The 14,507-nt window shown below is 56.8% G+C and carries 7 protein-coding genes and 1 pseudogene; all 8 read right to left on the bottom strand.

Annotated elements, in window-relative coordinates; all coding sequences use genetic code 11:
• Window positions 1-10: 10 nt before the first annotated feature.
• Window positions 11-2,728, bottom strand: coding sequence for an ATP-binding domain-containing protein (locus JXQ94_RS05100; RefSeq protein WP_421922730.1), 2,718 nt, complete (start codon window positions 2,726-2,728; stop codon window positions 11-13).
• Between the two features lie 29 nt (window positions 2,729-2,757).
• Complete coding sequence (locus JXQ94_RS05095) at window positions 2,758-5,184, bottom strand: hypothetical protein (RefSeq protein WP_421922729.1); 2,427 nt, start codon at window positions 5,182-5,184, stop codon at window positions 2,758-2,760.
• A complete protein-coding gene (locus tag JXQ94_RS05090) occupies window positions 5,181-6,710 on the bottom strand; it encodes a hypothetical protein (RefSeq protein ID WP_421922728.1) in 1,530 nt (509 codons plus the stop codon). Before JXQ94_RS05090 ends, JXQ94_RS05095 begins: the two co-directional genes overlap by 4 nt.
• Before the next feature lie 2 nt (window positions 6,711-6,712).
• Window positions 6,713-7,444 (bottom strand): HNH endonuclease, encoded by a 732-nt coding sequence (locus tag JXQ94_RS05085; RefSeq protein WP_421922727.1) that lies wholly within the window; start codon window positions 7,442-7,444, stop codon window positions 6,713-6,715.
• 39 nt (window positions 7,445-7,483) lie between these two features.
• Window positions 7,484-8,149 (bottom strand): hypothetical protein, encoded by a 666-nt coding sequence (locus JXQ94_RS05080; RefSeq protein ID WP_421922726.1) that lies wholly within the window; start codon window positions 8,147-8,149, stop codon window positions 7,484-7,486.
• A 139-nt stretch (window positions 8,150-8,288) separates the two neighbouring features.
• Window positions 8,289-8,623: pseudogene (locus JXQ94_RS05075) on the bottom strand (DDE-type integrase/transposase/recombinase); the annotation flags it as partial.
• A gap of 51 nt (window positions 8,624-8,674) precedes the next feature.
• Window positions 8,675-11,833, bottom strand: a complete 3,159-nt coding sequence (locus JXQ94_RS05070; RefSeq protein ID WP_421922725.1) for a UvrD-helicase domain-containing protein — start codon at window positions 11,831-11,833, stop codon at window positions 8,675-8,677.
• Window positions 11,830-14,502: a PD-(D/E)XK nuclease family protein gene (locus JXQ94_RS05065; RefSeq protein WP_421922724.1), complete on the bottom strand. Its 2,673-nt coding sequence runs from the start codon at window positions 14,500-14,502 to the stop codon at window positions 11,830-11,832. Before JXQ94_RS05065 ends, JXQ94_RS05070 begins: the two co-directional genes overlap by 4 nt.
• Between the last annotated feature and the right edge of the window lie 5 nt (window positions 14,503-14,507).

The raw sequence follows: 14,507 nt of genomic DNA, 5'->3' as shown, positions 1-14,507 counted from the left end.
TTATGCATAGCTACTGCCCCCATGCCTCTTCAAAATGATCCGCCAAAGCGTGTAGTGCGACCGGAACATCATGGGAGAAAGTCAAACCAAGGTACGTCGCTGCTCGTGTCGCGCCGACATATAAGAACTTAGCGAACAAGTCGGGAAATTGATCCACAGTTTTGTCCAAGTTGACAAAGAATACCGCCTCAAACTCCAACCCTTTAATGTGGCGAATATTGAAAACGCGAACGTCCCGGTCGTTGCCAACGACTTTGCCGTCCTTGCACGGTACGGCATTGAGATTAATCTCTTCGAGCCGTTCGCCGAGTGCACGCGCAAGGGGCTCCACCTCTTCTTCGTCATTGACCAGAACCGCGATTGTCGTGGCTTTTTGAAGCGTACTGTCTATCTCCCGAATACGCTCAGCAAGCCAATCTGAAATAGATTCATTCGTGCTGAGCCGCGTTTGCCAAACTGGGGGAAGACCTTCCGAGTCCAACCGATCGGGCAGGACAATATCTGACGGCTCTGAGCCGCCTATTGTGGCGATGTCTTTCGCCAACTCCACAAGTCGTTGACTTTGTCGGTATGAGACCGTGATCGACTTTCTCTCAATGTCAGGGTCGATCCAACTCAGGGCTTCATTGGACTTCAACCCCCAAGGGGTGAGGCGCTGATTTATGTCGCCGCACAAGAAAAGCGACCGCAGGGAGGGATGCGCTAGTTCACGCATACAGGCCAGCTGCACTCGGGAGAAATCAGTGGCCTCATCCACGAGTATTTGGGCGCGTTGCAGATACCGAATTGCTCCAAGAACACCAGCGGATGGAAGTTCCGCCGTCGGCCTTGAACGAATGCTGGATAGCAGTTCGTTGCCTATTTGGAGTGTGGCAAGAATGACGAGGTCGAGCTCACGCCAATGTATATCCGCTCGTTTCTCGGGTTCAGCAGAATACCATTGCCTAACCTTCGCCATCTCTGACCGATATTTTTTATATCGGGGCGCAATGCCACGAAGAAACAATCGCTCAAGGCGCTCGAGTTTTCGCAATCGCGATTGCTCATTGAGGAGTTTGCCAAGTCTTCTCAGCGCTTCCTCTGACGGAATGCGCGCGTCACCAAGCCATAAAAGCAATTTGCCCGCCAATGAGGTGTTCGATGGCCTGCGACCTGCAACACGAGATTTTGCCAGAGTACGTAAAGCACTTTCGAGCCGGATGAGAGCTTGGCGGCGAGAAACAGTCCGCCCCGTTGGGAGCTCGGAGGCGTCATCATCGTCGTTTGCCAACGCGGCTTCGAATTCATCCTCTTCCTCGTCCTCAACCTGCTTATCCTCCAACAATCTCAACACTTCCGCCTGCAATGCACTCGGGAAGTCACGATCGTCGTAAACCAAGCGGTTTCTCGCCTCCGACAGTATTTCTTCGATTTCGGTTTGTCGGGATTGTGAGGCGGAATCGATATCTGCCCGCACACGTTCGACTACTCGAACCGCATGCGGGTAGAAGCTGCCAGTGAACTGCTCGAAGGAGGCCGCAAGTTTTTTCCCTAAACTGCTAAGGTCGTGTGCCGTGCTTTTCTCAAGCGAGGCGGCATCCGCGATCAGCTCTTCACGCACGTCCGTTGCGACGTATGCATAAAAGTCCTGGTACCAGGCTACATCGTCTGTGTCGGGGTTCGCGATATAACCTTGAGCGCTTCGCTCAATAAATGGCCCTGAACCACTGCTCGTTCTCAGTAGGCCAAGGGCGTCGCGCGATATTTCACTACGATATTCGCCCCAGGTTCGAATATGTCGATCGCTGGCTGGTAAACCTTCTCGATTAAATGCTTCCTTCACATACTGGCGCAGCAGTTCGGTCGGCGAAAATACTATCCAGCTTTGAGCGTGTAGATGCCCAGTATCGTCCTCAACAGAATCGATGAGGCGGGTATTTTCACCAGATTCAAGAAGGGCATCGCGATCGGTTTTTTGTGCCAGACGCCTAATCAGAGTAGTCGTTTTTCCAGTTCCCGGCGGCCCAGATAGAAAACAACTCGTATTAAGAGGCAATCGAAAAATTTCATCTTGAAATCGATCGAGAATAGGCTGATCGCGAAGCCCCATTTTTGTCAGGATAGCGCGCCTAATGCCGTCAACTATGTTGATATCAGCATCGTCGTCCCAAAGCGCTTCTAGCTCACTCGCGCTGTTTCGAGCGCCACTTTCGATCAGGTCCCGAAAAGAACGGACAGTGAAGCGACCTAGATCGACTAGATCGATTTCGGACTCGATTGAATCCCAATGTCCAGCTGTTTTGTGTGGGGTAAGCTTGGCGTTGCTCGTGACCGCAAGCTCGCGGCTACCAGCCGGAAAGTTGAATGTGTCTTCGTCTCCAGCTGCTAAAGTGGCGATCCGTCCAAACGGAGTTAGGTAACCTGCGATTTTGAAGCCAGGGACGCTTCGTGGTGTGCCACGAGAAATAAAAATTGTGGACTCGCGGTCATCCTCGTCAACGAAATCAACCCTGGCGATAACCGGTTGCTTGATCAGCGTTGAGAGCGCCGCCATTTGAGCCTCCGCCGCTTCGGTGAGGTTTTTAACCTGCTCGGGGCTATTCAATGTGTTGACGCTTGCGAAGGCACTAGGTCCCGCATTTCGACGATCTCTTTGAGCCTTCTCTGCATCACTTGCCACGAGCTCAATGCACTCGAGCGCGTCTTTAGCGATTTCTCGTAACACCGCATCCTTGTTCGATTTTGTCATTCAGACTTGCCTGTCCTTATTTAAGGGCCTCAAGCTACGCCAATAGCCAACCCAGGCGCATCAATGCGCGTATTGATCGAGAGCCGCTCGCTAAACCGCTCACCAAATCTTCCAGCGAAATCCGCCACCGCGTCGCTGTCTGGTGTTCTTTCGCCAAGTTCGTCCTTGATGCATTGCCGCAGCTGACCATCCAATTTGGCAAGCATCGGGACTAGGCCCTTCGCTTCCGACACCTGGCCACACGTGCTCAGCGCCGCATGAACACCCCAAAGACAAGCCCCCCAGGCCTCAATGATCTCGTCGGGTGTGCGCGCGAGTTCGTTTTCAAGCTGAAGGCGACCAAACGGTGATGCTCCGAGTCGCATCACGCCTGAGACAACGCGTCCGATAAGTCGCGGCCAGCCATTCGCCTCCTCAGACCACACGGGCAGCGGGCGCGCATCGCTGGCTTCAGCACCAATCGATGTTCCGAAGGCGCAAATGATTTGAATGAGGGCCCTGAGTCGAATTAGGTCCACCGGTTCCATGTCGACCTCCTTGAGCTCCTTGAGGCGAACTTCGAACGCCTCCACCGCCGAAACCAACTGCCCGGCCATGAGCTTGTTGCGTTGACGCCGCTCCCGCTCTCTCTGGAGATCAAGGTCCTTTTCGGGAGGCGGTTCAATCGTGTCGGCGACGGCCTCGCCAGATACACTTTGATCATCTTCGAGAACATCATCCTGGCTCATGCCAGATTCTTTCGGCGCCAAGTCGAATGCGTCGTTCAAGAGCTCTTCGTCTGCGGCCTCGTCTTTATCGTGGACCATCAAGCCGATGAAGCGATTGAGCGCGCGCGGCACTTCTTCGATAGGACGACCGGCGACTAGCGATAATCGTGCATGGGAACCCGGTTGAGTTGGCTTCGTTCTCACGAAATCCGAATAACTCAACCGCTTACCCTGGGGGGGCACCTCGTCTTCTTGTGCTTTTGCTCGGGTGGCTGCTTCCGGGAGGTCCGTTGGCGTCTCTCGAAGCTCGGCTTTGTTGAAGAGATCGAGAGCCTCAAGGATATCTAGCCCTTCATCAGCCATGTCGCGAAGGCGCGTTGTGGTCTTGCCTACGCCGCCGCGATCCTTGGCGGATGCGTTACCGCGCAGACGTTCTGTATGTTCAATGATGACGGGCGCGCTCTCTCGACCGTCATGCAAGGTCAACTCCGCTGTAATGCACTCATCAACGTTGCCGCTGAGCTGGAGACGCCACCGATTATCATCAACAGCATCAAGCGCGTCGGTCTCCGCCCGGACTTCGCCGTCCTCCGACAGAAGTCGGACTAATCGCGGTGGCGATTTCTGGGACCGATGGCTCCAGTAGATAAACCCACCACGCGCGATCAATCTTCCACCGTCTGGCGCGTAGATTTTTGCCCCCGCATCTCCGGGCTCAATTGGAGAAAGTGACTTTAACTCAGAGCGATCAAGCTGCTGTTCTAGGCTCGACCTTAGTCCGAGGGCGTCGACCGCACTCCCAGGGGCGAGGCGGCGGTATATGCCGGCCTCAGCATTGCCGGACTGTCGGCTCAGACCAGAAAGCGCCGGCCAGCTACAATTGATGCTGCCGGTCACAAGGTGGTCGGCATTGCGGCCTTCTGCAATCATGAGCTTGGCATGGAGGAAGCGCGACTTGGCCTGGAAGTCGAGCGTGTGGAAGCAGGGTTCCAGCGGTTCCAACGCCGCGCTTGGGAAACCATGCTCCTGCTGGTCCAGAATAACCGCGATCGGAGGACTTCCGGCCGCTTCGGCAACGCCCTTCAAGCCCCGAAGCTCTCTGTCCCAATAGGGGGACAAGACAATGAGCCGAGATATCTCATCGTCCTGAACAAGGGCTCTGATTTGATCAATCGGTGGGGCATCAATGGCATCTGTGATTAAGGAAAGGAGCCCCTCGGAGTCCGGTAGGTCTGCCGTTCTCGCCGGCTCGACACCGCGAAGGAGCGGCGTTTCTTCCAAAGCGCGGCTGGCGGCTTCGTTGAGCCAAGGGTCGTTCTGCGCCCAGCCAAGAATGTAATCAAATGCCTGGCGTACGATTGGTAGAAGAGGGTCGGCTGCGTCATCACAGCGAAGTTCCGTGACGAGCTCCAAATTGCCGGCTAACCCAGGCCCGGTCAGATTGGCAGATCCCACCATTAGCCTGACAGACTTTGCGCCAAGTTGAAGCGCGATTTTGGGATGGAAGGCCGCGTTGCCCGGGGCATTTATTTTCAAGAGATGATAGAAGCGGCCCGCATAACGCGGTGGTCCGAACTCCGCGAATTCGGCATTCAAGATCGCTTCGTCAGCCAAGACATGAATATTCCGGCATCGCGCATTGCGAAGGCGCGGTAGAACCGTGTCCTCAAATGCGCCTACAGAGAAGGCGTAGGTCGTGAAAAATGCGGAGTGGTAACCGCTGCGATCAAAGGCTCGATAATACTTCATGCTAAAGCCAATGCCTCCCGACCACCTGGGGTCAGCCCATCGGCGTCCAGCAAGCCTGCGTCAGTGAGGAAGGTCAGGGACTGCTCCAGGCGGGGATTGGAGAGGGTCGCAGCAAAGCTAGACCGAAACCGGAGCTCACCATCCGTTACGTCCGCCAGGTAGGTATAAGCGCGCTGGGTACGCAGCTTGCGCGCTGCCACCCATAAATGCCGCTTGATCACGCGCTCCTTAAGGACGGCGGCCAGAACCTCCGCCGCTGGAGCGTTCGCTCGGTCGTCTATAAAGCGCCTCTCGGACGCTAGGGAACGAAAGTGCGTTGATCCGTAGGGCCCGAACTCATGCTCGACGAGTTCGCTCTGCTCCTCTGCACGCGAAAGAACCACCGCCAACAGACGCACAGCTGCGCGCAATGTGTCGGGTTGAATGACACCATCATGACCGCCGCTACGGCTTATGGCTTCTTCAAACTCGCGCTCCCCCAAGTCCGAGGCAAGCTGAGTGGTCTCCGATTGAAACTCAGCCCAGCTGGTTTCTGGAAGCTCGCTTTCCGCAACAACCTCCTCAATTAGGTTGGTGAGCGTGAGGGCGCGCCGCGGCATCGAGGCCAAAACACCAAGGGCTCGTTTGAACATGCCCTCATAGGCCAGGCGCAGCAGGTCATTCGTTTGATACAGCCGCCAAAGCGCCAGAGAGAGAGGCCTAGGCTCTGCCTCCAGGACACCAGGATTAGTTTGTGTGTCATACCACGCCCATTTGGCGTCCTCCGGGCGCGGGCGTCGCCCTAGCTGATCAGCGAGATCCAGCAGTTGTCGCATGGTCAGATTGCGGGCTTCATCGGCAGCCAGAGCTTCTTCAAAACCGCCTAGCAAGAGTGCGCGAAGCAATCGTTGCTCTTCGCTTCCTTCGGGAATACGGCCCGGCTTGAATATGGCCAATTGTTCGAGCTCTTGAGCGGTGACAATACCGCGCTCAACGACCTCTAAGAACAGCGCTTCTTGCTCTTGTACGCTGTCTGCGAAAGCTGTCGCGATTTCACGCCCGCGAGCATCCGCGATATCGATCGGATGACCTTCAGCAGCACGAACCAGACCCATCTCTCCCATTTGGCCCGCATAGATGGCTCCATAGGCACCGGCCTTGTTTTTCAGATATCGGATCTCAGCGTCTGGAGCGGCGGCATCGGCGAAATTGAATATCTCGCCTCCTTCCGAAAGAGTGCGGCTGGCCCAGTTCGCGCCGGTGATGCCATTCTCATAACCATTGCTGATCCCGATTAGGGCGTAGAGCGCCTCGGCCCTCCGTTGAAACACCCGGAAGGTCTCGAGCGATGTATCGCCAATCGTCCGGGCATATTGCTCCAGAAGCCAGGGGAAAAAGGCGTAGTAGCGAAGCCGGAGTGTGATCGTGCTGATGCCCGGCACGAGCCGCTGATAGAGCGCCTCTGTTGGCCGAACCATTGCCAGCGGATCAAGGCCTGTGTCTTGTCCGATCTCTGTCCATTCCGGTAGGTGAAGTCCTGCGGCCATAGTTACGACTTGATGCCCAATTTTGCTCGCAACTCCAGCGCGGTTGGCCAAAAACCTTCGCGAGCGATTACTCGATGAATAAGCCGGTGGCAGTTTGCACAGAGGAGGGCGATGTCCGAGAGTTTAGTTGTTCGCTTCCCCGTTTTCGCGATTGGCACCACATGATGAACTTCCAATGCGGAGAGGGGCCAATCGGCATCAGGAAGATTTGGAGGACGGTAGCCGCAACAATCACATGAGGGCTCACCGCTCTCACGTCGTGCTTTCAGCGCCTCATGGCGCAAAGACTTAGAGCGCTCATAAGAAACGTGAGCACGCGTCACGACACGGCCTTCTGGGGAGGTTAGTTCGTCTTCTTGATCACGCGGTTTAAGTTTTGAAGTGGCTTCGATGGCCGCTCGTATTTGCGAGGCGAGCTCTCGTACCTTCTCCGGTTTCTCGCCAAATTCTTCCCAGACTGCTTGATCGGTCTTCGAGGTGTTCTTCAATCCGACACCTGTTGCAACGGATCGGATATTTTGAAGGTTGAAAGCGACACCCGCCGGATTTCGAAACTTCTCATTTGTGACCGCCTCAGCATGCTCAGGATTTCGCTGAAGCCACTTCGAGAGATTTACGACCCTCGGATCCGAAGGGGATGGGATTTGATCTGCACACTCAAGGTAAAGTTCCAGCGCGAGAATTACCTCATCGCGGGTCCAGTTCGGATTTCCCTGACCTTTCGTCTTCGCCACAATTATTCCCCCTTTGCTGCCCTGGATCTCGTTCGCTGATTAAGCTTCGACCACGGGATAGTATGGACGTTTCCAATCCAATTCCGGCGCATCCATCATCAACTCGATGAATAGCGGGATCAGCCAGCCCAATATTGCAACACCATCTCTGAGTTGGTCGCGATTGACCGAGCTGTTCCAAGTCGCACCACCGTGCATGACCTGGTTCCTGAGGACATAGAGGCGGTCGAAAATGATCTCGAGAACCCGCTGTGTGTCCTTTTGCTCGACGGCACTGTGGGCAACATCGACGCTTCGTGCAAATGCTCCCTTCCAGGCATCGCCGTCTCCCGCTCGGTTGGAGTTCCAGAAGGGGGCGAAGACGTAAGGGTTGTCCAAGAGTATCCGAATTGGCCCGGAAAAACGCGTCCAAATCGCGTCGTATATCGCGCTCTTTTTGTCCGCCAGGAGCAGTGAAGCGAAGTATTGTCGGAATTCCTCGCGCGCACTGGGGCTTTCCTCTAGCCCATCGCCTATTTCACCTGCATACGCGGCATTAAACGCAATCCAATAAAATACGAATGCACCGTCGTGGTCGCCCGTCGACCGCTCGGTTTCGGCGCGCCCTAGCCAGCTAAGAGCGCGATGAACGCGAAGGCCCATATCCTCGGGGTAGTTGGCGCGCTCTTCTCGTTGACGTGCTTTGAGTGCTTGGTGGCGGTTCATTCAGTTTCTCGGAAAGTTGCGGCCAGCAAACACAACCTCCGATGGCGGCTCAAGTCAAGTCAAAGGCAGTCGTACTAACGCGCTGAATTCAAGCTAAAATTGGACGAGATGAGCTGCTGCCGGTTCCGTGGGCAGTCGCTTAAGCTTTCATAGCTTTCCTTTCGTCGTCCATCGGGCTGAGATATCCCAGCGTCGAGTGACGGCGTCTGGCATTGAAGAAGCGCTCGATACAGTCGAACACATCGGCCCGGACCCGATCGCGTGTCCGATAGACCTGCCCCCGGATGCGCTTTATCTTGAGCGAGGAGAAGAAGCTCTCCATCGCTGCATTGTCCAGCAGTTGCTTGACCGGCTCATCGAACAGGTGATGCCATGATTTGCTGTCAGTCGCTGGAAGCTCTCGTTGGTATATTGGCTGCCTTGATCTGAGTGGTGCAGCAGGGGATCGGGGCGGCCGCGCCGCGACAGCGCCATGTCAATTTTTCTCGGCCGCGGGTGGCGAACGCAGACAGGCAGCTTGAGGTCTCATGAGCCTGCGGAGCTGATCTCTAAAACCCCCTCGTCGATCCAGTGTATCGCCAATACGGGCTCCAGATCATCCGCCACGCCGCGCATCATGACGCTGTAGGCATCCAGTTGTGCCAGATACTCGCTGAACAGTCCGCTTCCGCTTTTGTGGTCGAGTATCAACCTTTTCCCGGCGCCTTCGGCGAGAAGGTCTATGACACCATTACATTGCGCTCCGGAAGGGGCGCATGTCTGGATCGGCACCTCACACCGGATTTGTGTAAAGCCTTCCGAGGTCAGCCAGTTCCGCAACTCCGATGCTCGCTTACTAAGCGCCTCAAGGGCTTTTTGATCTATCGAGAGCGCATCCAGAAGGCGACGGCTGAGGTCTGGACGCATCATCAGCACCTGCATTGCCTTGTGAAGGATGTTGCCACGTTCGGTGGCTGACCCAGGAATGAAAAGTTCGATCGGTGGCCCTTTGAGGTGTGTTCGCCTTGTATCGATAGCGGTTGGTTGTTTGACTGCTATCGATGACGGTCTGACGCGCCAAGGTGTGTGCGTTGTCTCAAAGGCGGGCCGCTTCTTTCCAAACCTCAGATGCGCTGGAGGCGTAACTGCCTCGCACCGACCAGATTGCTCGGGGGCCTCTGTATCGCAAATGCGCGTTGGAAGGCTGAATTGATGGCCCCCGACTTTTATGCCGTTCGGCTCGATCTCCAAGCCGCATTCCAGCGCCAGCACCTCGGCGTAATTGCCGAAGACCTCACTTTGTCCGACCTTCTTGAAAGTGAAGTCCGGCCATTCTAGGATGAGGCGGTCTCGCGCTCTTGTAAGCGCTACATAGAGAAGACGCCGGGCATCCCCTTCCGCGTCTGCCTGGCGATCATCCACGAAGCGATCCTGTTTTTCCTTTACCGGCAGGCTGGGGGTCCAGATAAGGCGGGCACGGTCGAGCACGGTGCTCAACTCGGTGAAATCGGAGAATTCTGCTCTCAAGGTGCCCGGGCGTTCGCCGATACCATGGTCGAGTCCGGCGACGATGGTGATAGGCCACTCACGGCCCTTGCAGGCGTGCCAAGTAACGACTTCTACGCCTTGGCTATTCGATTGACCGGGGTCAGGGTGACGATTGAAATCGCGCTCGGCCCGGCGCGCCTCCAGCCAGCCAAGAAAGACCTGAACTGTCGATCCGTGGAACCCGGCCGCGGATTTGAAATCGCGATGTGCGGCGGTGAAGGCGGCGGCCTCCGCCTGGAGGCGCATGAGGTCGGCGTGGGCTTGATCCGCATCTGACTGCCCCGCCACCCATTCGAGAATGTCGCCTGCTTCAAGGACGCGTGAGAAGAGCGTCTCCAGCGGCAGAGTGTCAGACGACTTGGAGAGCGTTTTAAGCGCGGAAAGCTCGATGTGATCTTCCAGCTCTTTGTCGGCGAGGTGTCCGAGGGCCTGTTCAATCGACATCGCTGCGGGCCCGAGTGTGAGATAGACAAGCGCGGCATGGTGATCCGAAGGATCTGCAGCGAACCCAAGCGCGTTGCAGGTCGCCATGACCACAGGGCTGTCCAGCCAGCCAGGTTCGTTGATGCGCACGGGTATGCCCTCTTTACGTAGGGCGTCCGCATATCGTCCAGCCATGGCGTGTGTTGGACAGAGGACCGCCAGGTCGCGTGGCTCCACCGCCCTATAAGCGGGCGATTTGGGATCGCTGCCGCGTTCGGCGACCAATCCTCGCTGTGCGAGCAGATCGGCTATGTGAGCTGCAACATGGTCTTCCGGACGGGATTTTCTTGATCGTCTGCCTTCGGGGATGCGCCAAACCTCCGCAAAGGTCTGGCCGGTTGACGGTCGTTGCGCGTCCAGCGGGACATAGCTGTCCTTAAAGAGCTTCTTTGAAATCGCGTTGATCAAATCCATCATTCGTGGATCTGAGCGCCAATTGCCGGTGAGAGGGTCCGTCGCTTCGGGGTGTTGTTGTTGAAGCGCCTCGCTCAGCCGAGGATCGGCGCCCTGAAACCCCATAATCGATTGTTTTGTGTCGCCCACGATCAGGACGCGTTTGGCTGATTGCGCGATGCGCCAAAGGAGCGCGAACTGTACGGGATTGGTGTCTTGGAACTCGTCGATGATCACGCAGTCGATTTCTGCGAGCAATGCCTCGAGGATGTGCGGCTGCGTGCGCAGCAGACGCTCGGCATCGCAAATCATATCGGAATAGTCGATCACGCCGAGCTCGCGCTTTAACTCTCCGTGCTTGGTCATGATTTCTTGGGCACCATGCACGAGTGCCTTCAGGTGCGCGCAGGTGTCTTCCAACGGGCCAGGGTGACGGCTTAGCTGGCTAGCCGCGTCGACAACTCGAACCGCCAGGTCGTCATATCCCTGAGGGGTTGGCGCACCCCGTTTCGACAGGCGCAGCTGGCTCAGGGAATTCCAAAGGCCCCAATCCCGGCTCAACACGTTTGGTCGCAGGGCCCGCTTCAGGGCCTGGTGGTTTTTCTGGAAGTCATCTTTCGCACTTTTTGACGATGCTATGGCCGAGAGGTCGTCCGGAAACGCTGCCAATAGATGGGCGGCAGCGGAACAAAGGTCGTCCTCCAGCCTTTTCGGGTCGGAGGTGACAGGGCCATAGAGGTTTCGGATGCGTTCAATCGCCGGCTCGATAAGCTTGGGATCTTCTCCCACGTCTCCAAGACCTCGAAGCAGGTCCAGCGTGGACATGACGCCCGCCCGAAAACTGTCTTCCATGGTCGTATCGGACCCAAAACCGGGGCGATAACCAAATCGGGGTAGATCGGCCTTTACCTCGTTTAGAGCGGGCGCGTGTGCCATAGCTTGGCGGATCAGCAGATCGCGCTCGGCCTCGGCCAGCGCGCGTGGGCGCGGCGAGCCCTCTGTTGCGAAAGCGTGCTCTGACAGGATCCGAAGCCCTAGCCCATGTATCGTCGACACGTAAGCTTGCTCTACGGCCAAGGCCTCTTCGATCATCCCTTCCGCCAGCAAGCTTGATCGGATCCGACCGCGCAATTCCGCTGCCGCTGCCTCGGTGAAGGTGACGGCCAGGATCCGGTCTGGGGCAACTTTCTTCTGCCTGACCCAATTGGTCAGGTCCGTCTTTATCCGGTAGGTTTTGCCTGAGCCTGCGCCTGCAGGAACAATGGTGAGATCTTCCATCATTCGCCGCCTTTCGCGTCGCCATGGGCTGGTCCACCTTCGAGCATAAACCGTTCGATGAGCGGCGAGGCTGTTAGCGCATAGGGCGTCAACTTGGCTGTCTTCTTGAAAAAGTCCCGGTCGTTGACCGAGTTGAGACGGACCTTTCCGGTGCGGACCTCAGAAAGGCGATCGGATAGTGTGCGCATCGCTTGAGCTGAAATTTGACCATCAATGATGGTGACAATGCCCGGTGGCAGGCTGAGCCCCTCCAGTAGAACACCCTGATCATTGATCAAATGATAGGCCACGCCGATTTTGGGATTTCCCTTCAGGGCTTCTTCCAACGATGGCGTCAGCTCTTCCGGACTTTGCAGCATGGACCGGTACAGTCCGAGCTGAAGGTCCCAGCCCGCATCGAGCCGATCTCGTCTAGCGCGAGTGCCGCTCTTCTTGTGATCGACGATCAAGAGGCTTCCATCAGGAAGTTGGAGTAAGCAGTCCGCGCGACCGCGCAGACGAATGCCCAAGCCTTCTCCGTGCAGCAGTATCTCATTGTCCACGACGCTCGCGCCAAGCTTATCCATGGTGTCGCGCCAGGCGATTGCCGCCTTCAGAATGTCCCGTTCCAGGCCAAGCCGCTCTACCGACCAGATTGCGCGCTGCATGAAGGGCGCATGCCTTCGAATGGCCTGCGCGAGGAGCTCTGGCACTTGGGCTTCGATTTGGTTCTGTGCGGGAAGAGGGCTTTCCTTCTCAAAGAGGTGTTCAAGAATCTCATGTGCAAGCGTACCGGCAAGCATGATGTTGAGACTGTCCGGAGCCCACAAGATAGGTTCCGCAGAGAACTCGGAAAGACACCAGGCCAACGGACTAACGAGCAAGGTCTCCAGCCGACTTGGCGATTGTGGACGCATATGGTCGTCCTTGGTCACCCGGTGAAGCAGGAGATCCCGCTCGAGCTTGATGACGCCACCCATGGGCAGAGGCGGGGCGGGTGTTCTCGGTGAGGCCTGCTCGTGCTCGCATGGCCACTGGGCGGGCGGTGTCGAACGCAAGTCGTGAAACAGAGTGTTCGCATCCTCGACGACCTTTGTGTTTTTCGAGATCGTTCTGGCCATCAGCGCGACTGCAGGTGAGCACGGCTGGCGAACACCATCAGATGATAAAACAGGTCTTATGACGCTCAGACTTTCTCGGGCGCTCAGGAGTTGGCGCCGAATGCGTTCCATGCGCCGGGCCATCACGTCACCGCGCGTCTCGACTTGAAGACCGGTCTTGGCCTGTAGGAGTCTTATTTCTCCATCAAGGAAGAGCGGTGAGGTGGTGACCGCGCGCGGCCACCGATAGCCGCTCATACCCATAGCGATCAGATGGCGTGCTGATCTCCAAGGAAGGGCGGTTTCGGTAAAGATGCTCACACCTTCAACAAAGCGCTCCGATGCCTCGGGTGTCGGCGTTGCCGGGGCCGCCAGGCGATAAAGCGTCGGCCAATCGATTGATCTCGCTCCAACCAAGGCAGAGCGAACAGGCGACAATTTGGACCGGAAGGCGCTGATGTCGGCCTTGAATTCATCAGCCTTGTTGAGCAATGGGCCGATTTTTTCCAGCGCGCCCAATATGCCCGATGGCGTTTGGGCGACAGGCGCGCGCAGAAGCTGGTAGAACTGCTTTGATCGACCAGAAAGTGCCTTGGCCAGATAGGGCTCATACCGACCCTCCATGACCTCTCGGGCGAGTTGTCGCCCGATGTCCGGAGCCCATGGCATCAGCGGGGAAATGTAAAGGCTCGCCAGGGCCATCGCGGGCGCCGGTCTTTGTAGGCACACCAAAAGGTGCAAGAGCGTCTCACCAGCGATGTCGCGTTTTTCGGGAAGCTCCGGCAGTCCCGATATCGGTATGCCAAGCGACCGAAACGCTTGGGCTAAATGTCCGAAGTATTCAGCCTCGTCCGGGATAAGGAGCGCTATGTCGCTGGCCGCTGCCCCCGCATCGATATGTCTCTGGGCTATACCAGCGGCCAGCTGAGCTTCCTCCGCAACATCTCGAACAGCGTAGAAGCTGAGTGAGCTGTCGAGTTCTCCGGTCGTTGCTGGGCCTCCAATAAGACCCCTCTGAACCCGACCAAGGCTGGATGGTTCAGAGGCACCTTGAACCAGGTCGGCGCGACGCTTTGCCCAAGTTTCGCGACACGCTGTGTCTGCGAGGCCGTGATGATCGAGGATTTTTTGATGAACCTGCCTTGCGATCGGTGACGCGTGGGCGCAGGCGGTCTCGCTGGTGAGCGGGAGTGCCTCCAAGGCATCCTGGGCCGAGCAATTCAGGATATGTGCGAAAATCTGAAAATCGCGGGGCAGGGCGGCAGGTGCTCGCCGCCAAAGTTCGCGAAGAGCCTCGACGTGTTTGAAGATGCGTGTGCTTTGGTCGAGTTTTGAAAGGTCAATTTCTTCAGGGGAGAGCGTGCTTGTCGCCTGGGCCAATGTACGAAGCGCATCCGCGACAGCCTGACCGGTTTCTACCGGCGCCACTTGCATACTCGCATTCCAAGGGAATGCTTCGTCCTGCAAATTTTCTACCCAATCAAATTCTACGGGCTTGGGTGTCAAATAAGTCTCAGCCAGGAGCTCGGGAGTGAGCACCCGAAAGGCACCCGTTCGGGGACGTGCGGTTGCGATTTGTTCAAATCCATCCATGAACA

Source organism: Maricaulis maris, assembly GCF_049116555.1.
GTDB classification, from domain to species: Bacteria; Pseudomonadota; Alphaproteobacteria; order Caulobacterales; family Maricaulaceae; genus Maricaulis; species Maricaulis maris_C.
This window is presented reverse-complemented; position numbering and strand designations above follow the sequence as displayed.

What these genes read in the sequence shown, in the direction of transcription:
- JXQ94_RS05100 (WP_421922730.1), bottom strand. Translation starts at nt 2,728, where the DNA reads ATGACAAAATCGAACAAGGATGCGGTGTTACGAGAAATCGCTAAAGAC.
- JXQ94_RS05095 (WP_421922729.1), bottom strand. Translation starts at nt 5,184, where the DNA reads ATGAAGTATTATCGAGCCTTTGATCGCAGCGGTTACCACTCCGCATTT.
- JXQ94_RS05090 (WP_421922728.1), bottom strand. Translation starts at nt 6,710, where the DNA reads ATGGCCGCAGGACTTCACCTACCGGAATGGACAGAGATCGGACAAGAC.
- JXQ94_RS05080 (WP_421922726.1), bottom strand. Translation starts at nt 8,149, where the DNA reads ATGAACCGCCACCAAGCACTCAAAGCACGTCAACGAGAAGAGCGCGCC.
- JXQ94_RS05070 (WP_421922725.1), bottom strand. Translation starts at nt 11,833, where the DNA reads ATGATGGAAGATCTCACCATTGTTCCTGCAGGCGCAGGCTCAGGCAAA.
- JXQ94_RS05065 (WP_421922724.1), bottom strand. Translation starts at nt 14,502, where the DNA reads ATGGATGGATTTGAACAAATCGCAACCGCACGTCCCCGAACGGGTGCC.